25 protein-coding genes and 1 pseudogene are annotated in these 21,318 nt (G+C 41.2%); 23 read left to right on the top strand and 3 right to left on the bottom strand.

Going from position 1 to position 21,318, the window contains the following annotated elements; genetic code table 11:
* The first annotated feature begins 67 nt into the window (after positions 1-67).
* Genes AC07YC_RS05940 through AC07YC_RS05895 form a run of 10 tightly spaced genes read left to right on the top strand, consistent with a single transcriptional unit; the run spans position 68 to position 6,901 of the window.
* Positions 68-751 carry an adenosylcobinamide amidohydrolase gene (locus AC07YC_RS05940; protein ID WP_494918716.1) on the top strand — a complete coding sequence of 228 codons (684 nt, stop codon included), beginning with the start codon at positions 68-70 and terminating at the stop codon, positions 749-751.
* Positions 748-1,704, top strand: a complete 957-nt coding sequence (gene cbiB, locus AC07YC_RS05935) for an adenosylcobinamide-phosphate synthase CbiB (RefSeq protein WP_336635873.1) — start codon at positions 748-750, stop codon at positions 1,702-1,704. Before AC07YC_RS05940 ends, cbiB begins: the two co-directional genes overlap by 4 nt.
* Entirely contained in the window at positions 1,691-2,785 is a 1,095-nt protein-coding gene (locus AC07YC_RS05930; RefSeq protein WP_494918715.1) for a pyridoxal phosphate-dependent aminotransferase, read from the top strand. The genes cbiB and AC07YC_RS05930 overlap by 14 nt, the downstream gene beginning before the upstream one ends.
* A complete protein-coding gene (locus AC07YC_RS05925; protein WP_494918714.1) occupies positions 2,782-3,390 on the top strand; it encodes a histidine phosphatase family protein in 609 nt (202 codons plus the stop codon). Before AC07YC_RS05930 ends, AC07YC_RS05925 begins: the two co-directional genes overlap by 4 nt.
* Positions 3,391-3,402: 12 nt before the next feature.
* Positions 3,403-3,981 carry a bifunctional adenosylcobinamide kinase/adenosylcobinamide-phosphate guanylyltransferase gene (locus AC07YC_RS05920; RefSeq protein ID WP_336635870.1) on the top strand — a complete coding sequence of 193 codons (579 nt, stop codon included), beginning with the start codon at positions 3,403-3,405 and terminating at the stop codon, positions 3,979-3,981.
* A gap of 20 nt (positions 3,982-4,001) precedes the next feature.
* The gene (cobS, locus tag AC07YC_RS05915; RefSeq protein WP_494918713.1) at positions 4,002-4,778 is read left to right on the top strand and encodes an adenosylcobinamide-GDP ribazoletransferase; all 777 of its coding nucleotides are present in this window, start codon (positions 4,002-4,004) and stop codon (positions 4,776-4,778) included.
* On the top strand, positions 4,751-5,347 hold the full coding sequence (locus AC07YC_RS05910) for a histidine phosphatase family protein (RefSeq protein WP_494918712.1): 597 nt from the start codon (positions 4,751-4,753) through the stop codon (positions 5,345-5,347). The genes cobS and AC07YC_RS05910 overlap by 28 nt, the downstream gene beginning before the upstream one ends.
* A complete protein-coding gene (locus AC07YC_RS05905; protein WP_336635867.1) occupies positions 5,299-5,691 on the top strand; it encodes a bifunctional adenosylcobinamide kinase/adenosylcobinamide-phosphate guanylyltransferase in 393 nt (130 codons plus the stop codon). Before AC07YC_RS05910 ends, AC07YC_RS05905 begins: the two co-directional genes overlap by 49 nt.
* A 32-nt stretch (positions 5,692-5,723) precedes the next feature.
* Positions 5,724-6,215 carry an ECF transporter S component gene (locus tag AC07YC_RS05900; RefSeq protein WP_336635866.1) on the top strand — a complete coding sequence of 164 codons (492 nt, stop codon included), beginning with the start codon at positions 5,724-5,726 and terminating at the stop codon, positions 6,213-6,215.
* Positions 6,215-6,901 carry a hypothetical protein gene (locus AC07YC_RS05895; RefSeq protein WP_494918711.1) on the top strand — a complete coding sequence of 229 codons (687 nt, stop codon included), beginning with the start codon at positions 6,215-6,217 and terminating at the stop codon, positions 6,899-6,901. The genes AC07YC_RS05900 and AC07YC_RS05895 overlap by 1 nt, the downstream gene beginning before the upstream one ends.
* Positions 6,902-7,137: 236 nt before the next feature.
* Here the strand turns inward: AC07YC_RS05895 and AC07YC_RS05890 are convergent.
* Positions 7,138-7,282: pseudogene (locus tag AC07YC_RS05890) on the bottom strand (transposase); the annotation flags it as partial.
* 380 nt (positions 7,283-7,662) lie between these two features.
* Here AC07YC_RS05890 and AC07YC_RS05885 point away from each other — a divergent pair.
* The 6 genes from AC07YC_RS05885 (at position 7,663) to AC07YC_RS05860 (ending at position 14,466) form a co-directional block, all read left to right on the top strand.
* Positions 7,663-9,396 (top strand): ABC transporter ATP-binding protein, encoded by a 1,734-nt coding sequence (locus AC07YC_RS05885; protein ID WP_494918710.1) that lies wholly within the window; start codon positions 7,663-7,665, stop codon positions 9,394-9,396.
* Positions 9,393-11,204, top strand: coding sequence for an ABC transporter ATP-binding protein (locus AC07YC_RS05880; protein WP_494918709.1), 1,812 nt, complete (start codon positions 9,393-9,395; stop codon positions 11,202-11,204). The genes AC07YC_RS05885 and AC07YC_RS05880 overlap by 4 nt, the downstream gene beginning before the upstream one ends.
* A 48-nt stretch (positions 11,205-11,252) precedes the next feature.
* Positions 11,253-11,675 carry a DUF1801 domain-containing protein gene (locus AC07YC_RS05875; protein WP_036125345.1) on the top strand — a complete coding sequence of 141 codons (423 nt, stop codon included), beginning with the start codon at positions 11,253-11,255 and terminating at the stop codon, positions 11,673-11,675.
* A 148-nt stretch (positions 11,676-11,823) separates the two neighbouring features.
* A complete protein-coding gene (locus AC07YC_RS05870; RefSeq protein ID WP_494918708.1) occupies positions 11,824-12,807 on the top strand; it encodes an alpha/beta hydrolase in 984 nt (327 codons plus the stop codon).
* A 1-nt stretch (position 12,808) separates the two neighbouring features.
* On the top strand, positions 12,809-13,480 hold the full coding sequence (locus AC07YC_RS05865; RefSeq protein WP_494918707.1) for a response regulator transcription factor: 672 nt from the start codon (positions 12,809-12,811) through the stop codon (positions 13,478-13,480).
* Positions 13,477-14,466 carry a sensor histidine kinase gene (locus AC07YC_RS05860; protein WP_494918706.1) on the top strand — a complete coding sequence of 330 codons (990 nt, stop codon included), beginning with the start codon at positions 13,477-13,479 and terminating at the stop codon, positions 14,464-14,466. The genes AC07YC_RS05865 and AC07YC_RS05860 overlap by 4 nt, the downstream gene beginning before the upstream one ends.
* A 33-nt stretch (positions 14,467-14,499) precedes the next feature.
* Here the strand turns inward: AC07YC_RS05860 and AC07YC_RS05855 are convergent, their stop codons facing one another.
* Together AC07YC_RS05855 and AC07YC_RS05850 are read right to left on the bottom strand one after the other, a co-directional pair.
* Entirely contained in the window at positions 14,500-15,369 is an 870-nt protein-coding gene (locus AC07YC_RS05855) for a DMT family transporter (protein ID WP_494918705.1), read from the bottom strand.
* A 99-nt stretch (positions 15,370-15,468) separates the two neighbouring features.
* Entirely contained in the window at positions 15,469-16,341 is an 873-nt protein-coding gene (locus AC07YC_RS05850; protein ID WP_336635858.1) for a LysR family transcriptional regulator, read from the bottom strand.
* A gap of 140 nt (positions 16,342-16,481) precedes the next feature.
* Between AC07YC_RS05850 and AC07YC_RS05845 the strand changes: the two genes are divergently transcribed.
* From AC07YC_RS05845 to AC07YC_RS05815, 7 genes are all read left to right on the top strand, one after another.
* The gene (locus AC07YC_RS05845; protein WP_494918704.1) at positions 16,482-17,690 is read left to right on the top strand and encodes an MFS transporter; all 1,209 of its coding nucleotides are present in this window, start codon (positions 16,482-16,484) and stop codon (positions 17,688-17,690) included.
* 29 nt (positions 17,691-17,719) lie between these two features.
* On the top strand, positions 17,720-18,103 hold the full coding sequence (locus AC07YC_RS05840; RefSeq protein ID WP_494918703.1) for an SRPBCC domain-containing protein: 384 nt from the start codon (positions 17,720-17,722) through the stop codon (positions 18,101-18,103).
* A gap of 109 nt (positions 18,104-18,212) precedes the next feature.
* Positions 18,213-18,929 (top strand): toast rack family protein, encoded by a 717-nt coding sequence (locus tag AC07YC_RS05835; RefSeq protein ID WP_494918702.1) that lies wholly within the window; start codon positions 18,213-18,215, stop codon positions 18,927-18,929.
* A 201-nt stretch (positions 18,930-19,130) separates the two neighbouring features.
* Positions 19,131-19,655: a tubby C-terminal domain-like protein gene (locus tag AC07YC_RS05830; protein ID WP_494918701.1), complete on the top strand. Its 525-nt coding sequence runs from the start codon at positions 19,131-19,133 to the stop codon at positions 19,653-19,655.
* Between the two features lie 111 nt (positions 19,656-19,766).
* Complete coding sequence (locus tag AC07YC_RS05825) at positions 19,767-20,522, top strand: alpha/beta hydrolase (protein WP_494918700.1); 756 nt, start codon at positions 19,767-19,769, stop codon at positions 20,520-20,522.
* 204 nt (positions 20,523-20,726) lie between these two features.
* Complete coding sequence (locus tag AC07YC_RS05820) at positions 20,727-20,933, top strand: (4Fe-4S)-binding protein (RefSeq protein ID WP_237068774.1); 207 nt, start codon at positions 20,727-20,729, stop codon at positions 20,931-20,933.
* 15 nt (positions 20,934-20,948) lie between these two features.
* The gene (locus AC07YC_RS05815) at positions 20,949-21,218 is read left to right on the top strand and encodes a GNAT family N-acetyltransferase (protein WP_025117018.1); all 270 of its coding nucleotides are present in this window, start codon (positions 20,949-20,951) and stop codon (positions 21,216-21,218) included.
* Positions 21,219-21,318: the final 100 nt, after the last annotated feature.

Genomic DNA, 21,318 nt, shown 5'->3' with positions numbered 1-21,318 from the left:
CAAATTCTTCTTTGTAAGAATTTGTTTTTTTATGTTCATAATCTATTTATCGTCAGGAGGCGATTGAATGCCCATACTTACAAAGGATCATATTCAAATTTCTGACCAATATGTAGCACTTCAAGCGGTTTCACCTATGAAGGTTGTATCCTCTGCCATGCATAATCCAGGCTTTGGCTATTTTACTCATCTGATGAATCGGACTGTGCCCATTACGTATGATGATCGACAGCCACATCGTGATTTACAGCATTTTTTGCAGGCGCATGATTTTCCAGTCGATCACACAGTGGCGATGATGACGGCTGTCCAAGCCAAATTTGCGACCATTCGTGATTTTACATATGAAGGTATTCATCTAGTCATTATGATTACTGCAGGTCTAGGCAATGCCGTAGATATTACACGTGCTTTTCATCGTATGGAAAAATATCATGCAGGAACGATTAATACATGGGTGCTTATTAACGGGAGATTGTCTGATGAAGCGTTATTTCAGGCTATGATTTCGACAACGGAGGCGAAGGTGAAGGCGTTAGCGGATGAAGGTATAACTGATCCTACAACAGGCACGCAAGCAACCGGAACATCCACTGATAGCTTACTCATTGCTGCTACAGAAGAAGGGGACTACCATCAATATGCCGGTCCTATCACAATGCTAGGCAAGGTCATTGGCTATGGTGTCTATGAAACGATGCGTGAGGCTATTCGTAAATACAAAAAGGATAAAGAGGAGAAGGCGTTATGATTGCCATAGTGATTGCCTGTATCATAGGAATTATATTCGATATTTTAGTAGGAGACCCTCCGAAGCTTCCACATCCCGTGCGATGGATTGGTAAGCTGATTCAATCACAAACAGCTTTATGGAATCAAGGCAAATGGCGGAAACTGCGTGGTATGGTGATGGCACTTGCCGTTGTAGGGACAACGATGTTTGTGGTCACACTTATTTTACTACTCAGCTATCAGGTAAGCTTGATTGTTGGCGTTTTAGTTGAAGGGCTTCTAATAGGTATTGGGCTGGCACAACGTAGCTTAAAGGAGGCGGCACTGGCAGTTTATGAGCCCCTTGTAAAAGGTGATTTTGCGGAAGCACGCGTCAAGTTATCATGGATTGTTGGGCGTGATACCGAAAAGCTGGGGGAAGATGAGATTGTGCGTGGAGTAGTAGAGACCGTTTCAGAAAATACAAGTGATGGAGTGACCGCCCCACTATTTTATGCCTTTTTATTTGGTGCTATCGGTTTATGGGGCTACAAGGCTGTCAATACGTTAGATTCCATGGTCGGCTATAAAAATGAAACATACAAAGAGTTTGGCATGTTTTCTGCCAAGCTTGATGATGTCCTGAATTTTATTCCAAGTCGTATTACGGGCTTTCTTATCGTGCTAGGTACAAAAAATGAAACGAGTTACTCATTTGGACAACGAGTAAAGCGCTGGGCGCAAGACGCTAAAAAGCATCCAAGTCCCAATAGTGGTTATTTAGAGGCGGCAACAGCAGTGCAGCTTGGCGTCCAACTAGGTGGGAAAAATACGTATCAAGGCGTTGTTTCGCATCGGGCGATTATGGGAGAAAAATTAGTTCCATTAACAAAGGAACATATAATGGCATCTATTATTCATATGCGTATTGCCATGGTGCTCTTTACGCTTGTCATGTTAGCAGTGGAGGTGTTCATTTATGCTATTACCTAATCACGGAGCAAATCCGCAAAATGTTTATCAGCAATTAGGTTTAACGATGCCTGAAGAGGTATATGATTTTAGTGAAAATGTCAATGCGGCAGGACCACCATCCTTTGTCGAGGCACGTTGGCGTACATTTTACCCGCTCATTCAACGCTATCCAGATCCAGATGGAGAGCCTTTTCTATCAAAGGTGGCTGCTTTTCATCAAGTGGCGAAGGATATGGTTTTACTAGGCAACGGGGCGTCAGAGCTCTTTAGTGTTATTGCAAGACGCTATGCGCAAAAGCGCGTCATTGTCGTCCATCCTACTTTTTCAGAATATGTGCGAACATTGCGAGCCGCAGGTGCTATTATTATTCCGATTTTGGTGACAGACTTTACCCAATATACATTGCCAATGGAACGACTTAAACAAGAAATGGTGGAAGCGGATGCACTCTATATTTGTACACCGAATAATCCAACAGGTGTATTGCCAGAAAAGGAAGATTTACTAGTGTTATTGGAGCATGGTCGTGCTGTCAAATGTGAGCTTGTCATCGATGAAGCCTTTATGGATTGGGTCGATGAGGCGAATTCTCTCATGCATGAAAGTATGGAAAATTCACATGTCCTCGTTGTGCGTTCGATGACTAAAATGTACGCAATACCTGGCTTACGTCTTGGCTATTTAGTTGCTCATGCCTCTATTGTCAGTGAGCTAAAGGACATGCTGCCCCATTGGAATTTAAATGCCTTTGCACTGGTCATTGGTGCAGGCTGTTTGGATGAGCAGCAATATAGTCAGCAGGCAATTGCCTATGCGACAACACAAAGAGAGCAGTTGCATCGTTATTTACAAGAAAAAGGCTGTGTTGTCACTAATAGTGTGACGAATTATGTGTGCTTTTCATTGCCAAAGGGACAGCAGGGGGATGCCTTTTTTACGTATTGTTTAGCACAGGGAGTTGTCCTGCGTCATACGAAAAACTTTAAAGGATTACAGGGCGAATGGTTTCGTATTGGGATTAAAGATATTGCGGCCATGACGTATTTACATAATTGTCTGCAGGCGTGGTTTAACGCAAATAAGGGGAGAGAAAAGTGACAACTTTTTATCTAGTAAGACATGGGGAAACACAATGGAATCAGGAGCAAAGACTACAAGGATGGTTGGACTCTCCGTTAACGGACAATGGTAGGGAAGCGGCTACAAGATTACAGCAGCAACTACAGTCAATCCCATTTGCGGCAGCCTATTGTAGTTCTAGTGGTCGTGCGAAGGAGACGATGGATATTCTGACGGCTCATCGCCATTTACCGGTCTACTATGAGGATAATTTACGGGAAATCTTTTTAGGGAATTGGCAAGGAAAGCGAATTGAGGACATTTTGCTGACAAATGGGCTTGATTATGAATTGTATACAAAATACCCTGCGCAATTTAACGCAACCCATACGGAAAGTTTTGGTGCTGTCACAGAAAGAGCGATGTATACGTTGAAAAAAATAGCGGAGCAGCATTGTGATGAGCCTATTTTGATCGTTTCCCATGCGGTGACAATTAAATGCATGATTAATGCCATTTTGCAACGCAATATTAGTGAGCTTTGGGCAGCTCCTTATATTCATGGGACAAGTGTCACCGTGATTGAACGCCAGGGACAGCAGTGGGTAATCCAAGAGATTGGTACACTACATCATTTACAATAGGAGGTATTACAAATGCCCCTCATTTTTATTACTGGTGGTGTGCGTAGTGGCAAATCTCATTTTGCAGAGCAAGCCGCTATACAGCATTTCCAAGCGCAGCAGTCTAGTACAGAAAAACGTTTAATATATATAGCTTCTGGTATTGCTTTGGATGATGAAATGGAGAAGCGAATTGATCGTCATCAAGCTGATCGACTAGCCCAGCCAATCAAATGGTTAACAGTGGAGGCCCCTTATGATATCGCACCCGTATTTGAGTCACTCAAGGATGGGGATGTGGTGCTATGGGATTGCGTCACTACTTGGCTGACGAATGCATTTTATGAAGGCTATGATCGTGGAGTACCCTGTGTAACGGAGCCTGGCTGTTTAGCATCCAAGCTTCGAACTGTTAAACAGGCCATCCAATCCCTGCAAACGAAGAACGTGACATTATTAGTGGTATCGAATGAGCTGTTTGATGAGCCACCTTATCAGAACGAAGAGGTGGAGCTGTATCGAAGAACTTTAGGTCAGCTCCACCAATGGTTCGTAGCGTCGGCTCAAGAGGCGTATGAAATGAATTATGGTATCGTAAAGAGATGGAAATAATCGAGAAGGAAGGCAAGACAATGAAAAATTTTTGGCATAGCCTGCTGTTGGCATTTCAATTTTTTACGGTTTTGCCCGTACATAAGGAATTACCTTTAACAAGGTCAACGATTACAGGGATGTTTGCTTGCTTACCATGGCTAGGGGCCTTGATGGGTACAACTGTGGCCGGAGTCCTTTACAGCCTTACACAATGGACGGCCAGTAGCGAGGTCATGCTTGCCTTTATCATCATCGGGCTATTTGCTTTATGGACAGGCGGTTTACATTTGGATGGCTTTATTGATATGGGGGATGCGTATTTTTCTTATCGAGATCGGGGTAAACGGCTTGAGATTTTAGATGATCCTCGGGTTGGTGCTTTCGGAGTGCTATCGATACTATTTTTGTTATTTGGGAAATTTGTCGTTTTACATGAGCTTTTTGTGCAAAACAAATTTGCATTATGGATGGTTGTATTCATTCCTTTTTTAACAAGAGTCGGCATGAGCTTTTATTTTATGTCACTTAACTGTTCAAAGGAAAAAGGACTTGCCTATTTCTTTCAATCGCATATCAACGCGAATCTATTAAAAATAATTATGCTACTGTCTCTTTTGTTGGCCATGCAGATGGTGCTGATCGTCACAAAGTTCTCGATGTTACCAATACTATTAGTAATCGTTTTAGCATTTGCGCTCGTTGTTTTTCGACAATTTACATTGCGTAATTTTGGCGGTGTCTCGGGTGATTTACTAGGTGCATCGATTGAAGGGATGGAGGTTGTACTATGGGTGACATTGTTACTGTGTGCTTAATGCGGCATGCGCCCACAAAGGCCAATTTAGAAAAGCGTTATTTGGGATGGACGGACGCACCATTAGCTGATATCTCCAAGCTCTCTGTAGTGGATGCAGGTGTTGAAAAGGTATATGGCAGTGATTTACAACGCTGTCGGGTTACAGCCGCCCATTATTTTCCGAATGCTAGCTATGAAGCAGATGAACGGTTTCGTGAATCCAATTTTGGTGAATTTGAGGGAAAAACCTATGACGATTTAAAGACGGATGCTCGTTACCGTGCGTGGTTGGACGACCCTATTCATTCGCCACCGCCACAAGGGGAGGCTTTTGATGATTTTGTGACAAGAGTGGTAGAAGGCTTCAACCATTTACCGAAGAATGAGGATCGCTATTTTTTAGTCGTTCATGGCGGGGTGATTCGTGCCTTACTCGTTGCCTATGCGCCAACAGAGCAGCCGTTTTGGTCATACCAAGTGCCACATGATCATCAATTTAAGTTAACATTTACTAGAGAGGCTTGGGAGGAGGGAGCTAGATGCATGTTTTTATCGGAGGCGCCTATAGCGGAAAAACCGATTATGTAATGCGTTTATATGAACAACACGCGGTGGTACTTATCGATGGCGAACTACCGGATGCTGCACCAGTCTGTGAAATCCTAGTCATTCAACATATGGAGAAATGGCTTATGACACAAAATCTTGAGGAAGATGAGCTGGTCGTACAATCCGTCCTCACTAAATTATCAGCCCTTGCCCAACATTGTTCGCTGGCACTTATTGTGACAGATATGGGCCGCGGTGTTGTACCGATGGAAAAACAAGCACGTTTATTACGTGATACATGTGGCCGCCTCTACCAAGCGTTATTTGCTGAAGCGGAGCAAGTTGTGCGTATTTGGTACGGGATTGGCGAGCAACTCAAGTGAGGTCAACATACTAACGGAAAAGAGGAAATGCAATGGATCGACAACAATTAATGAAATGGATACTAACGGCTATGGTAGCGGCCATTTGTGCTGTAGGAGCCGCCATTAAAGTGCCCGCTTTTATTTCAACGGCAGCTCTTGATTCAGCACCTGCCTTTTTAGGTGTGGTCTTTTTATCGCCATTATTAGCTGGGGTAGCTGGGCTCATTGGTCATTTTATTAGCGCATTAACTGCTGGCTTCCCACTTGGGCCACTCCATGTAATTATTGCTATAGAAATGTTTATCGTTGTCTGGATTTTTGGGGTCATGCATAAAAAAGGCATGCATGTATGGAAATGGCCAGTTGCCCTCGTATTAAACGGCATCGTAGCACCACTGCCATTTTATTTTATTATTAGTCCTGCCTTTTTCTGGGGTGCTTTAGTGAGTATTTTCATAGCAACCGCTATTAATTTAATGATTGTGGCGGTAGTCCTGCCCATTCTGTCAAAGGTTTTTGTGCGTAAGGCAGGTCGAGTGTAGTGAGAAATGCTATGAAAGTGGGCGGATTTATTGCGACAATGGATAATGCGGCAGCCATCGGGGAGAAGCCCCAAGATGTTGTGCCAGCATCCGATCAATTGACAGCCTATATGACAGCCCGTGTGACATTTCTAGAACAGCTGGCTGCACAGGCACTTCCTATTCAAATTCTACTCGCTAATTTTTCAGGTGATGCGGCATGGTCACGCTATGCAAGTGGGATTCGTCAAGTGTTCGAGGAAACAGGACTTTCCTGTCCAGCTATTGCTGGTAGTTCGGAATCCAATATGCCAACTTTACAGTCGGGTCTAGCAATTACTATGCTTGGGGAAATACAACAGCGAAAAGCATGGGACCCTGAACAGCTTAGTTGGTACACATACGGCTTACCACTTGTTGGCGAGGAACTATTAGCACAGCCTGATGATGTGGCGCAGCTGCAGCCTGTTTATCAGGCATGGCTGGCGGAAATCGTTCAGCAAGTATGGCCTGTTGGATCAAAGGGACTTCAAGGTGAATGTGTGCGCCTTTTTGGCGAGCAAGTAGTGGAGTGTTCTCATCATATGACTAAATCAGCCGGACCAAGTACCGTTATTTTACTTGGCGTTAATCCCGAGAAAGAGCAGTTGGCCCACCAATTTTTCCAAAGAAATTTTGAAAAGCTTCGGATTGGACCTATGCAATAGGGTATGTTTAAAGCAAAAACTGCCTTGGAAATAATCCAACAAGCTGTACAGGAATCAGTGAAAGCGACCTCCATGTATAGGCGAGGGCACTGAAAAACTTATGTTTTCATAAAAGCGAACCTTTTTTAGATAAAAATAAGGCATTTCTTGTTCAATTTTGAACAGGAAGTGCCTTATTTCTGTCTCACTGGATCTTCTGGTGAAATAGCCAAGAAATAGCTGAATGACATATCTTACTTTGAGCGCTCTACTAGGTCGACGTCTGATACATCATTAATTGCTTTTAATAATAAGTACTTGAAGATGCGAATTGGAGGGTCCATTGTCTAAACAATATTTTGTTTTTAGCTCTTCTAAAATGAATGAAAAATCAACAAGTTCATTGAAATAATAGTATGATACATTGCGTTGTTTAAAGAAGCATCGCTCGACTCCTGCGGGAAAGCGTGACAGACGAGGCCCCGTACGAAGCGAAGCGTAGGAGGAGAGTCGGCGCTCGCCCGCGGAAAGCGAGCGGAATGCTTCGGAAAACAACAGTAGAGTCACAGTGACAAATGAAAAAAAGGTATGGACTTTTTCAGTGCCCTTTGTATTGGCATGGGGGTTTTTTATTTGGATGGATGTCAGCCATAAGCTCCACAATATCTCCTCAATTAGTTAAATCTCAACTATTACGAGTCTCGAAAAAATAGTGCCAAATGGGAATAGTTTTCAGTTATAATGAGGAACGAATGGGATTTAAATAGAACGGAGACGAATGTATGCAGGCAATAAAACAGTTAGGGCAGTATTTGGAGCCCTATAAATTTTTCACCCTAATAGCGCCTCTTCTCATGGTGCTGGAGGTGACAATGGATTTAATTCAGCCGACGATTATGCAGCATATGATTGATACAGGGATTGCCAATGGAGATCATGCTTATGTGCTAAGTATGTTTGTATGGATGCTAGCAAGTGCGGTAATTGGGCTTGTTGGTGGGATTAGTTGCTCGTATTACAGCTCGAAGGCAGCGATTCATTTTGCTTCGGATGTTCGACAGGCTCTCTATGAGAAAATGATGACCTATTCAGCTAAGGAGCGAGATGCCTTTACGACTGGCAAGCTAATTACTATTTTAACGAGTGATGTGGAAAGTATTCAACGCGCGTTTATGATGACGCTACGTATTTTTGTGCGTGGGCCACTACTCTTTATCGGGGCAGTCATTATCGTCTTTGTAACAGCACGGGAGCTTTTTTCAATCCTTCTTATCATTGTGCCGATTTTGATTGTGGCTATGTATTTTTTTACGAAATATTCGGGGGTGCTCTATCGCCGCGTCCAAGAGGCTATTGATGCAGTAAATACGAAGCTACAGGAAAATTTAGCGGGTATCCGTGTCGTTAAAGCCTTTCGCCGTGAAACCCAACAGGTATCCCAATTTAGTGAGCTGAATGATGGGCTGACAAAACGCTTCATCACTGCAGAGCAAATTGTAGGGGTGCTTGTGCCATTTACGATGTTCGTCGTTAACCTAGGGATAGTTGCGGCGCTTTGGCTTGGAGCTATTAAGGTTGAGGCAGGGACATTAAAGGTTGGGGTTATTCTCGCATTTATTAACTACTTAACCATTATCTTAAATGGTTTAATGTCTTCCAGTATGGTGCTAATGCAAATTGCGCGTGCATTGCCTTCAGGAGAACGAATTGTGGATGTCTTAAACAAGGACATTGCTGTTAAGGAAGCAGAACATGCATGGACAGATCCGATAAAAGGAGTTATAGAATTTGATCATGTAAGTTATCGTTATTATGAAACGGCGGAGGATGTTCTTAAAAACATTTCGTTTTCTGTGAAGCCAGGGCAAACAGTAGGCATCATTGGAAAAACCGGTAGCGGTAAATCAACGCTTGTAAAGCTATTACCGCGCCTATTCGATCCAACAGGTGGCGCCATTTATTTGGATGGCAAACCCCTATCCACGTACTCTTTATCCACGTTACGGGACCATATTGGATTTACCTCACAAAAGGCCTTATTGTTTTCTGGAGCGATTGAAAAAAATATTCGCCTTGGTAATGAACATGCAACGGCAGAGGAAATACAACAGGCATTGGACGCTGCCTGTGCTAGTGAATTTGTGGAGCGGCTTGATAAGGGCTTAGCACATGAGCTGTCACAGGGGGCTACAAATCTCTCTGGTGGGCAAAAGCAACGTTTGGCTTTAAGTCGGGCATTCGTTCGAAAGCCAGCTATTCTCGTGCTGGATGACACGACCTCAGCCCTTGATAGTGCGTCAGAAAAACATGTACAGCAGGCCATTGCCGCCGATTATCAAGACACGACGACATTGATAGTAGCTTCGAAAATTGCCTCGATACAGCAGGCAGATGTCATTCTTGTCTTAGAGGATGGCGAGATTGTTGGGCAAGGGACCCATCAACAGCTACTTCAAGGCAATGTACATTACCAAGCAATTTACGCGTCACAGCAAAAGGCTGGTGAAGAGGGATGAGTCAAAATCAACCAAAGCAAATGAATTTTGGACGTGGACCTCGTATGGGAGGGCCAGCTGAAAAGGCGAAAAATCAAAAGGCAACACTGACAAGAGTTTGGCACTATGTTAAACAGCAAAAAATAGGACTGTATTTTTCCATCCTCTTGGTCATCGCTTCTACGCTTTTAAGTTTAGCGGGGCCTTATATGATAGGCCATATCATTGACGATTACATTATGAAAAAAGATATTGACGGGACAATTCGACTAGGAATCCTATTAGCCGTGATTTTTACGGTAGCCTCTATTCTGACATGGCTACAAACCTATGTCATGATTCATGTGGCGATGAAAACGATTCGGACATTGCGTCTGGAACTGTTTCAAAAACTACAAACGCTCACATTAAGATTTTTTGATCAGCGTTCGCTCGGTGATTTAATGAGTCGTGTCACTAACGATATCGATAATTTAAATACAGCGCTTGCTCAAAGTGTGACGCAAATTGTATCGTCCATCTTAACAGTTGTTGGTGTTAGTGTTGCCATGTTCACATTAAGCTGGCCATTAGCGATTGTGACCCTGATCATTATTCCGCTAATTGTTTTCACTACTAAGCAAATTATCAAACGCAGCAGTAAAAATTATGCGGCTCGTCAACGAGATCTTGGTAAGCTGAATGGCTATATTGAGGAAATGATTACAGGTGCAGAGGTACTCACGCTTTTTGGTAAGGAACAGCAATCCATCGACACGTTCCATCAGCAAAATGAAAACTTGCGAAACTCCGCACAACGCGCAGAGATTACGTCAGGCTTATTAGGACCTATCAATAACTTTATGAATAACCTTGGCCTAGCGATAGTCATCGGGACAGGAGCTCTTTTAGCAGTAAAAGGTTTAGTGACAGTCGGTATTATCGCTGCATTTGTCACCTATACACGGCAATTTTTCCGACCGCTCAATCAATTATCTAATCTGTTAAACACCTTTCAGTCGGCTATTGCTGGAGCAGAGCGTGTATTTGAAATAATAGATGAACCGTCAGAGGTAGCTGATCGACCTCAGGCTATTGAGGCACCTTCCTTAAAAGGGGACGTCGTTTTCAAACAAGTATCGTTTAGTTATGAGGAAGGGAAGCCAGTTCTTCAAAACATAAACTTCCAGGCAAAGGCGGGGGAAACGATAGCTCTTGTTGGTCCTACTGGCTCAGGGAAAACAACCATTATTAATTTACTAACACGTTTTTATGACGTGGATCAGGGTGAAATTTTAATTGATGGGCACCATATTGAACACTATAAAATGTCTACAATTCGCCAACGGGTAGGTGTGGTTTTACAGGATACCTATTTGTTCTCTGGCACTATTCGTGAAAACATTCGCTTTGGAAAGCTGGATGCGACGGATGAAGAGGTTGTGGAAGCAGCAAAAATTGCGAATGCCCATCATTTTATAAAATATTTACCTGCACAATACGATACGCCAGTTCAAGCGGGTGGCACTAATTTAAGTCAGGGACAACGGCAGCTCATTGCTATTGCCCGTGCCATTTTGGAGAACGCGGATATTTTAATTTTAGATGAAGCGACTTCCAGTGTGGATACGCAAACGGAAGTTGATATTCAAAAAGGCTTACAGCATTTAATGCAAGGTCGTACTAGCTTTGTTATCGCCCATCGTTTAAAAACCATTGAGAATGCAGACCAAATACTCGTTATACAACAGGGTGAAATTATTGAACAAGGCAATCATCAAGAGCTGATGGAACAACAAGGGATGTATCGTCAACTCCAACAAAAACTATTGTTAGAGCAAGCGGAATAGGGAATAATAGGCATGAACAATTCGATTTTGTGAAGGCGAGGGATACACATGTATGAATTAAAGACGAAAGAAACCGATGCAAGTGTCATTGAATTTATTGAAAGTGTGGATCATCCAAAAAAGCGGGAAGATGCCTATCGACTATTGGACATTTTTACAGAGGTCTCAGGCTATGAGGCAAAAATGTGGGGTCCTAGTATTATTGGGTTCGGTCATTATCATTACAAATATCAAACGGGCCATGAAGGCGATGCCCCGCTTGTCGGATTTTCCCCTCGCAAGGCAAAAATTAGTTTATACTTTGCCCCAGGTGATCGGGAGCGAGAACAGCTATTACAGCAATTTGGGAAACACACAACAGGGAAAGCCTGTGTTTATATTAATAAACTCGCTGATGTCGAGGAAGATATTTTAAAGGCTCTAATTCAACAGTCTATCGTCTTTTTACAGAAAACCTATCCAAATGAATGACGCTAAAAAAGCTGCCACATGATGTAGGCAGCTTTTTTTTGTACATTGACAGGCATCTCAACGCATCTAGTAAATATTTTTTCAAAAATTAATTAGTTATTAATTTTTCACATGTATCCTTACAAGTATCAACGGAGAGGAGAGGCGTATGAAGAAAATCATAAAGAAAATGTTTATTTATTTGGGGGTCATCGTATCGATCGGCATTGTAGCGGCCAGTATGTACCACTATCGTATGATCCAAAAAGAGGAGGCCATTTTACGCACTAATGGCATGATGGTAAATGTTCATGGTCAACGCATGAATGTCTATCAGGAGGGGGCTGGGGAGGATACATATGTTTTTATGGCAGGCTCAGGCATTGCAGCACCTGTTTATGAGCTAAAGGGGCTTTATAGTAAGTTTTCACAGCACCATCAAATTGCAGTAGTGGACCGAGCAGGCTATGGCTTTAGTGATACCGCCCATGATAAAAGAGATATTGATACCATCCTTATGCAAACAAGGGAGGCACTTCAGGCAAGTGGGCTCCAGCCGCCCTATATTCTTGTACCTCATTCGATTTCAGGACTTGAAGCGATTTACTGGGCACAAAAATACCCAGAAGAAGTAAAAGGAATAATCGCTCTAGATATTGGCTTGCCAAGTCAATATGTCAAACATAAGATGGGTACCTTCGATAGATGGATGGTGAAGGGGATGAGTCTTGCTACTAAGGTAGGGTTACACCGCCTAGCCCCCTCACAGGTGTATAATCCGCAAGTTCTGAACATGTCCTTTTTAACGACGGAGGAAAAGGAAATCTATCAGGCGTTGTCCTTTAAACAATTTTTTAATGAAGATATGAAAAATGAGCTGTTACACGTCTATGAAAATAGTTTACAATCAGAACAGCTTCCATTGCCGAAAGACACCCCCATTTTAATCGTTGATGCTATTGCGAAGGAAAATGTACATTCAAAGTATACAGTGCAAAATCGTCAAGATTACGCGGACTTCACGAAGCAATTCAACCATGCAGAAGTGACAGAGGTAAGTGGCACTCATAGTATCTATCTTTATCAACCTGAGGAAATCTATCAACTAGCGATAGAGTTTATGAAAACGAATGCTGATGAGAGAGGTCGTTAACATGAAAGGATTTAGAATTTTAATTGTAGAAGATGATCCCATGATTGGTGATTTACTTCAAAAAATAATGCAACGAGAAGGCTATGAAGCTATATGGAAAACAGATGGCCGAGATATAATGAGGCTCATTCAGGAAGTAGATGTAGTCATTATGGATATTATGCTACCGGGAGAGGATGGCTATCAATTAAGCAAAAACATTAAACAATTAGGCTTAAATATCCCCATCATTTTTCTATCAGCACGTAGTGATATTGAAAGCAAGCTAGAAGGGTTAACAGTGGGTGAAGACTATTTGACAAAACCATTTGATCCACGAGAGCTATTGTTAAGAATCCAAAAAATGCTAGTGCAACAATATGGAACGTTTACGCAAATACAGCATTTATTCATTGACGGAGAGCATCGTAAAGTATTTCATCACCATCTTCAAAACGAAATTGCATTGACGGCCATAGAACGAAAAATTTTCTTTTATTTATTTGACAACCGTGACAGAGTTTTAACAAAGGACCACTTTTTTGATTATTTATGGCCGTTAGATGATCGCAACCATAATATTCTCAATGTCTACATAAAAAAGATTCGAACAAAGCTGGACGATTCAACGGGCGTTATTATACAAAATATATATGGAGAGGGGTATCGTCTAAATACCCATATAAAGAAATGACATTAAAAACAAAATATAGAACACTCTTATTGGTAGCGATTGGGAGTGTGCCCATTGTATTATTAGGTATTAGTGTGTGCATGTCCATCCTTTATGACAAGGCTTTTAAAACGAAAAATAATGGCATCCCGTTCCATGAATCCTTTGCATATCCTGTTATGCTGCTTGCCTTTGTGCTGTCTTTAGGGATTCTTGCCTTCCTATTTTCCACATCCATCCATTCATTATTGTCTAGAATTACAATGCTTAACCAAACAATACGGGAACTAGCGAGTAATAAACGGATACCCGATACGCTAACCGTAAGCGGAGAGGATGAAATAGGGCAGTTAATTCAATCTGTTAATCTATTAATTGAGCGCACGACTTATCGTGAATTAGAGTTAGCTCAACAGCAGGAGCTCCAAAAAGAGCTGCTTCAAAAATTAAGACATGATATCCATACACCATTGACAGCGATACGTTTACAATTGTTTTATTTAGAAGATCAACTACAAGAGCAACCAAAATTGGTGGAATCATTAAATGCACAAATTCACTATATCGCGAATTTAACGAATGAACTGCAATACCAGTCTTTTGATACGAGCGATAATGCCTTTGTCGTTCAGGAGGAAGTTCAGCTAGCGTTGCTATTAGAAACGATGATCAAGAAATGGAGTTATTTATACCGCATGCAAAATATTGCACTCCATTTTCATCCTATAGATGCAGAGGTAATTTGGACAAGTAATGAATTATGGTTACAACGTTTATTTGATAATGTCTTTCAAAATACGTTAAAGCATGCCCAAGCATCTAAACTAGTGGTGACGATTAAAGAGGGAGAGGTATGGATGTGTGATGACGGCATCGGCTTTCATTCGGACATTGAACATAGTGGACTTGGACTGAAAATTATCCACGATATTGCTAGAACATTAAATATGGAAGCCTCTTTACAATCCAGCAAGGATGGTACGAGCTTTCGCTTTTCTCAGCCATAAAAAAACAACGGCCATTTTTGCCGTTGTTTTTTATTATGCCGATTTTCGTTGTTGGAGTAAAAAGAGAGCAAGTCCCAGTAAAATGACGATTATGCCAATCCCTTGTTGAACGGAAATCATTTCATCTAAAATAAAATAAGCTAAAATACATGTGCCAATTGTTTCTCCTAAAATACTCATAGAGATGATGGTTGTACTTAACCATTTTAATAGCCAATTAAAGATCGTTTGCCCAAAAATGGTTGCAATGACAGCTAGTCCTAATAGGGACCACCATGTGGATGCAGGATAGTCGAAAAACGATTCCTGCATAAAGAGGGCGTAAATAGCTAAGAAGATTGAGCTACTGCCATATCCGATAACCGAATAGGTAATAAGTGATAAATCCTTCCGTACAGATTGCCCGATAAAAAAGTAGGCTGTAATAATGCCTGCTGCGATAAATGCTAGAATATCGCCATAAAGAGCCTGTCCACTTATTTGAAAATCCTGCCAGCCGATAATGAAACAGCCGATGATTGCTACCAAACAGCCAACAATTGCTCCTTTGGAAAAGCGCTCTTTAAATAAAAAATAGCTACCTACTAAAGAGAATAACGGCTGTAGCGTGACGATAACCGTTGAACTGGCCACGGATGTGTAGTTTAATGATTCGAACCATAAAACATAGTGACAGGACAGAAATAAACCTGATAGAATGCCCAGTCCCCACTGTTTTTTAGTCAGGTTAGCTAGCTCTTGTCGTAGACCCTTTTGTGCTAATAGAAAGGGAAGGAGCACGAGCATCGCAAAAAATAGTCGATAAAAAGCCGTAATAGCCGGCGGGGCATCAGCAAGCTTAACAAAAATAGCTGATGTAGATAAAGCAAATACTGCCAAAAACAATGAGATGTAATAAAACATGATGTACTCCTATGTAGTTAATCATAACAAACCTATTATAGTGCAGCCTGCGTGAATAATATAGGCTTTTTAAAATATTCGCATAAAGAGCAATCAGAGCTAATGATCACCCTGCTTATTCCCTTCAAGCAAGGATTCTATTACTTGCTTTAATTGCAGTATAGAAGACTGCTTATGGTTTTCCTTTTTATAAATAAAGACAGTCTCGATAACTTTGTTAAGTGCCTCCATTTCATAAAAATGCAGGTCAGGACAAGGGTAGAGTGCCAGTAGCTTCGTATTTAACACTGCTAATGTATGCTCAATTTCTAGAAAATCAAGAATACTACTTATGGATTTAATTTCCTTCATTGTGAAAGGGACTTTTTTGTGTGTAAGCCATTCGGCTAATGCCTTCGAATACATACAGCCCTTACTTAAAACTAGGAGTGTCACAGGTGTTTGCTTGTCAAAATCAATGACATGTGCAGGGCTCGAGATGACTTCAAATGTTTCGGTTGTCATTAAATCATAGTGTAAATCGGCATAATGCTTTATTGGATTACTCGTTAATGCACAGTCTAATTCCGCCAGATGGACTTTGTGATTTAACGATGTACTCGATTCGACCGTGAAATCCACGTCGATAGGACTATGACTGGTTTGTAGCGCATTCATGATAGACGCACCGTATATTTTAATTGTCGTATGAGAGGTTCCAAATTGAATATGGGCTTGCGTGAATCCGACGGTTTGTAAAAATGCCTCATATTGATGGGCAACCTGCTTTAAAAATTGTAAATAGTGGTCACCTACCTCTGTTAGCTTTAAGCCCTGAGGTGTTCGTTTAAAGACTTCCTGGCCAATTTCACTTTCCATCTTCTTTACCTTCGATGTTAAAGCCGACTGTGTATAGTTGGTGATTTCGGCAGATTTACTTAAATTTTGCCTTTCTAAAAGCTCAATTTTGATGGCAATTTCTTCAATGTTCATGTTATTCGTCACACACCTATTAAATTTTTTGATAGCCGCTATCATTTTCCTCCATTTTACGTAAGCAAGCTGTCAACGTAAACTCAAGATATCTAAATGTACCGCATAAAGAGTGCGGGATATAGCTATGGAGGGTTTACATGCATACATATTATAAATGGATCATTTTACTGGTGGCTACGCTTTCGCAAACAGCTTCCACCTTTGTCACATACGGGATGGGGCCAGTTGCTTCCTTTTATCAAATGGAATGGCACTTAACGTCATTTCAAACAGGATTAATTGTTTCTGCCGTGAATATTGGACCGATTTTCTCGATGCTTTTCTTTGGCTATCTCATGGATAAAAAAGGAGAAAAACAAATTATTGGATGGGGCTCTATTTTACTCGGCCTCTGTACGTTCCTCTTAATTCCTGTGAATCATTATACGACATTGCTAGTCGTATTAATAGTTGTTGGCTTTTGGTACGGTAGTGCTCAAACGGGAGGTAGTACGGCCATTGTGAAATGGTTTCCAGACAAGCATCGAGGATTAGCGATTGGAATTCGCCAAACAGGTATTCCAATCGGTGGGGCTCTCGCTTCCCTCATTCTTACCTATTTATATCATCACTTCCACCTGACAGCTGTGCATGTGACACAAGGTTTCGTAGCAATCGGTGGCGGTTTACTATTTTTGCTGATGTATCAGGAGCCCAAACAGCATAAATCGGCAGCTGTAGCACCGATACCGTTTAAAGAAAAGATGAAGGCTATTAAAGACAATCGAGCACTCTATCCCATTTTTTTTGTGGGCATTGTGATGATGTCCTTACAGATGATTCTCATCGCCCATTTGATGAGTTATTTACATCAGGAGGGTGGCTATTCATTAACAGCAGCAGGGAAGTATTTGAGTTTGGTCTTGCTTGGAGGGATGGTAGGAAGAATTGCTCTTGCTTGGCTGAGTGACCGATACTTTGCTCAGAAGCGCGAGCACTTACTAATAATCGTTATGCTTGCCACATTTGTGATGGTCGCTTGTATGCCTGTTGTTTTACATGCTAAGAGCTTAATGATGGTATTTTGTGGTGTAATGGGCTTTTTCGCACTAGGCTGGTATTCCTTATATATAGCCAGTGTAACGGAGCAGTCTGATCCTCAATCTGTGGGACTGACTGTTAGTGCAGCTTTAACGATCAATCAATTCTTTATTGTTTTAGCTCCGTCTATCTACGGTTTACTCGTTACTATTTTTTCAAGTCATCAAATGGCCTTGGATATAGTAGCTATGATGGTCATTGTAGGAGCGTTTTATTTATCGAAAACAACCAATAGTAGCCTCTTTTCTGAAAGTTCGGTAAAATAATGAAAAAATAGGAAAAGAGGGTGTTGCGGATGAGCAGTTCAATTTGGATTCAGGCGGCAATTGAAAATGTGTGGCAAGCGATAACAGAGGAGCAATCCCTCTCACAATGGTATGCGCCAGGTTCTACTTGGGACATTCCTAAACTGGCTGAAGGGGAAATGATGACCTTTACTTTAATGCCTAATGACCATAATCAGCTAGCAGATCCACTGCCAATGCAGTTAACGATCCAGCAGGTCCAAAAACATGAGATTTTTTCATTTTACTTGGAAGTTCCAGAAACGGTAATCGCGATGTCTTTAGCAGAACAGGACAACGGCACAACGGTTAGCTTCAATATGCAGGGCTATGAGGCGTCCCTTGCTAATTTAAAAGCATGGCTAGAGGGTGAGGATCTTCCGTACCCATCGTAACTACTACGTCTCAGGTCTTAGATAAATTTCAAACGCAGGGTCGTATTTTCTATTATCCACTCCTATATAATGAAATTATTGGTAGAATATATAGCGGGAGGAAATTAAATTGAAAAAATTAGTTGGATTAGGTGCTGTGATGGGCACATCAGTATTCGTCTTGTCGGGGTGCTTTTCGTTTATGCCAAACAAAATGCAAGAAGAAACCATTTTAGTTGAAAAGGATAAAGCGAAGACGCTAGAGGTAGATATTGATTTAGGTGTCGGCGAAATGAATCTAACTGGTGGTGCCAAGGAGTGGGTGGAGGGAAAGGCGGACTATAATATTAAAAAGCTAGCCCCTCAAGTTACCTATGATGTAAGCGGCGATACAGGAGAAGTTGAAATTAAACATAAAGGCTCGACGAAGCTAGGCATCTCCAATATTAAAAACACATGGGCAATCCAATTAAATGATGATATCCCAATGGATTTGACGGTAGAAACAGGAGCTTCCTTAGCCAATCTTGATTTACAGGGACTACAGCTAGAAAAATTAGATATAGAAGCGGGTGTCGGTGATCTCACAGTCAATTTAGGCGGCGATTGGAAAAAAAGCTTTAAAGCGAATATTGAAACTGGGGTAGGTCAAACGACGATTATTGTACCTTCAAAGGTTGGTGTCAAATTAACAACCGAAAAGGGCATAGGTTCATCCAATATCGAGGGTCTCATTTCAAAGGGCCAAGGTGTCTATGTCAATGAAGCATATGAAAAGGCAGATGTTGTGCTGGACATCAAATCAGAAATCGGCGTTGGAGACATTACATTTAAATTAGATCAATAAAGAAAATGTGGGAGGCTACTAGTAAAGAAGTAGTCTCCTTTTTGTATGGAAAAAAAGGATGCTGAGCATTTGCACATGAAGCTTTTAAGCCTGAGTAAGACAAATTTATGATATCGCACCATCTGGCGTTTACATTCTTTGAATTGGGCGCATATTTTATGGTAGTTTAAAGGAAGCAATTGTTTTGAAGGAGCGAGTCGTTTGAAAACCTATACATATAAACAGCCAATGGAAATAGATTCTACCGAGGTGGTCTCTATTGTAAATGAATCAGGAGAGACATCATCAACGGTTCAACGTGTTTATTCGAATGCTCTTAAAAAAGCATTCGATAAGACGATGGATTTTCGTTATTTTGTTCGTTTTGACGTCCATGATCATGCTGGCCAACCTTTATTTACTTGTAAAAAAGTATCTCGTCGTGGTCGCGTGCATTTTCGAGGTAAGGATTTAGTAACAGGGAAAGACTATATGATTGCCTATGATGGCTGGCAAATTATGATTCCTGATTTACTTATTACTGATGGAGAGCAGCAAATGAAGCTCAGCAAAGAAATGGAAGACTGGTCGATTTTTACATGGAATGAGGAGCCGATAGCACGTTGGCAAGCGACTTTTTGCGAAACTCATTTTGACATTACACTAGAAATTGAAGACAACAGTCCTATACAGCATGAGGCCTTTTTTATTGCGATTGGACAGGCTGTCCTATTTGTGGGAGCATAACAGCAATAAAAATTTGGCATTATCTGTCGCTGTGGTCTATGGCATATGACTTTCGATTATGCTATAAATACAACAAGAAGGTAGCCTTAAATAAGGCTACCTTCTATTAGGATGAACGTGAAGAAAGGTTCTGATAGGGTGTTAACTATTTTACCAGCTAAAGAAATATACTTGAAAGGGAATGAACATGCAGTTTTGCTTTTACATTCCTTTACAAGCCATACAAGAGATATGAAGAAAGTGGCGACGAAGCTCCATGAAGAGGGCTATACCTGTTATGTACCTCTTTACAGAGGACACGGTCATAAGCCAGAGCCGTTATTAAAGTACCAAGTTGAGGACTGGTGGCAAGATGTGGTGAAAGCGCACCAATTTTTGCTGAATGAAGGCTTTCAAAAAATTTCCGTTATCGGCCTATCCATTGGTGGTATTTTTACATTGAAGCTTGCCCAATTAGAAAAGCTAGAGCAAATTATTGTGTTATCGGTACCAATTGATAAGGAACCAGCACAGCTAAAACAAAGAATCATTGACTACGCTTATAATTTTAAACATATCGAGGGTAAATTAGAGCAGCAAATGACACATGAAATGAAGCCGTTTAACGATATGCCATTGGACGCGATGATTGGATTTCAGCAATTTATAAAAGAAACGATGCAACAGCTTGAGAAGATCACGATGCCAATTGCTATTTTCTACGGCAAAAGAGACGAGGACCTATACGCGCATAGTGCCAATACTATTTATCAGCGAGTTCATTCTGAGAAGAAGCTTAAAAGAGGCTTTGAAAACTCCAAGCATTTAATGACATTAGGTCGGGAGCAAGATGAAATTCTTCAGGAAATCATGCAATTTTTAAAGTGAAGAACGGACGATCAAAGGGTATTGACTACCTATAAAAAATCGTGTTATTATTATCTCGAATTAGAGATATATTAATTCGAGATAATAATTTCGTCATACCATTATGTTTATATTTACCACCATTTGTAGAAGAACGGCGGCAGGAAATTGAAGAAAAATTAACACCAATAGAATAATAAACTTACAGTGAGGGACGTGTTAAGTATGGGGTACCGTGAATATAGAGGAGAAGAGATAACCGTTTATTTCGATAAGGACATGTGTCAACATGCGGCTGAATGTGTCAAGGGCTTGCCAGAGGTGTTTAATGTCAAAGCAAAGCCATGGATTGCACCAGATGAAGCAGCAGCCAAACATGTAGCAGAAGTGATCAATCGATGTCCAAGTGGCGCATTAAAATACAAAATTTAAAAGGAGCATTATGCCATGGAAATTAAACAAGGTAACCAATCATTTTATATCGGAAACGAGGAAAATAGTGAGGCAGAGGTGCATTTCGTTCGTGTAGGGGAAAGTCGAATCATTCTCGATCATACACATGTAGGCGAGCATCTAAGAGGTCAAAATGTTGGACAGCAATTAGTTAAAGCGGCTGTTGACTATGCAAAAAAAGAAAAGTTACTAGTTATCCCATTATGTCCTTTCGCAAAAGCTGAGTTTGAAAAGCATCCTGAATACCAAGAAGTAGTAGGCTAAAATCAAATAGACGCACCCCAGCAAATGAAGTGACCCCTAATAGTTAGACACGGTTATTTCGATTTAGGCAGCTTGGATAAAATGAGTTCGGTATTGCACC

The sequence above is a fragment of the Lysinibacillus sp. GW247-5R2A genome, from assembly GCF_059424475.1.
This window is presented reverse-complemented; position numbering and strand designations above follow the sequence as displayed.

What these genes read in the sequence shown, in the direction of transcription:
- AC07YC_RS05840 (WP_494918703.1), top strand. Translation starts at nt 17,720, where the DNA reads ATGAGCAGTTCAATTTGGATTCAGGCGGCAATTGAAAATGTGTGGCAA.
- AC07YC_RS05820 (WP_237068774.1), top strand. Translation starts at nt 20,727, where the DNA reads ATGGGGTACCGTGAATATAGAGGAGAAGAGATAACCGTTTATTTCGAT.
- AC07YC_RS05865 (WP_494918707.1), top strand. Translation starts at nt 12,809, where the DNA reads ATGAAAGGATTTAGAATTTTAATTGTAGAAGATGATCCCATGATTGGT.
- AC07YC_RS05875 (WP_036125345.1), top strand. Translation starts at nt 11,253, where the DNA reads ATGTATGAATTAAAGACGAAAGAAACCGATGCAAGTGTCATTGAATTT.
- cobS (WP_494918713.1), top strand. Translation starts at nt 4,002, where the DNA reads ATGAAAAATTTTTGGCATAGCCTGCTGTTGGCATTTCAATTTTTTACG.
- AC07YC_RS05905 (WP_336635867.1), top strand. Translation starts at nt 5,299, where the DNA reads ATGCATGTTTTTATCGGAGGCGCCTATAGCGGAAAAACCGATTATGTA.
- AC07YC_RS05930 (WP_494918715.1), top strand. Translation starts at nt 1,691, where the DNA reads ATGCTATTACCTAATCACGGAGCAAATCCGCAAAATGTTTATCAGCAA.
- AC07YC_RS05885 (WP_494918710.1), top strand. Translation starts at nt 7,663, where the DNA reads ATGCAGGCAATAAAACAGTTAGGGCAGTATTTGGAGCCCTATAAATTT.
- AC07YC_RS05880 (WP_494918709.1), top strand. Translation starts at nt 9,393, where the DNA reads ATGAGTCAAAATCAACCAAAGCAAATGAATTTTGGACGTGGACCTCGT.
- AC07YC_RS05920 (WP_336635870.1), top strand. Translation starts at nt 3,403, where the DNA reads ATGCCCCTCATTTTTATTACTGGTGGTGTGCGTAGTGGCAAATCTCAT.
- AC07YC_RS05855 (WP_494918705.1), bottom strand. Translation starts at nt 15,369, where the DNA reads ATGTTTTATTACATCTCATTGTTTTTGGCAGTATTTGCTTTATCTACA.
- AC07YC_RS05870 (WP_494918708.1), top strand. Translation starts at nt 11,824, where the DNA reads ATGAAGAAAATCATAAAGAAAATGTTTATTTATTTGGGGGTCATCGTA.
- AC07YC_RS05910 (WP_494918712.1), top strand. Translation starts at nt 4,751, where the DNA reads ATGGGTGACATTGTTACTGTGTGCTTAATGCGGCATGCGCCCACAAAG.
- AC07YC_RS05845 (WP_494918704.1), top strand. Translation starts at nt 16,482, where the DNA reads ATGCATACATATTATAAATGGATCATTTTACTGGTGGCTACGCTTTCG.
- AC07YC_RS05940 (WP_494918716.1), top strand. Translation starts at nt 68, where the DNA reads ATGCCCATACTTACAAAGGATCATATTCAAATTTCTGACCAATATGTA.
- AC07YC_RS05850 (WP_336635858.1), bottom strand. Translation starts at nt 16,341, where the DNA reads ATGAACATTGAAGAAATTGCCATCAAAATTGAGCTTTTAGAAAGGCAA.
- AC07YC_RS05860 (WP_494918706.1), top strand. Translation starts at nt 13,477, where the DNA reads ATGACATTAAAAACAAAATATAGAACACTCTTATTGGTAGCGATTGGG.
- AC07YC_RS05900 (WP_336635866.1), top strand. Translation starts at nt 5,724, where the DNA reads ATGGATCGACAACAATTAATGAAATGGATACTAACGGCTATGGTAGCG.
- AC07YC_RS05815 (WP_025117018.1), top strand. Translation starts at nt 20,949, where the DNA reads ATGGAAATTAAACAAGGTAACCAATCATTTTATATCGGAAACGAGGAA.
- AC07YC_RS05825 (WP_494918700.1), top strand. Translation starts at nt 19,767, where the DNA reads ATGAACGTGAAGAAAGGTTCTGATAGGGTGTTAACTATTTTACCAGCT.
- cbiB (WP_336635873.1), top strand. Translation starts at nt 748, where the DNA reads ATGATTGCCATAGTGATTGCCTGTATCATAGGAATTATATTCGATATT.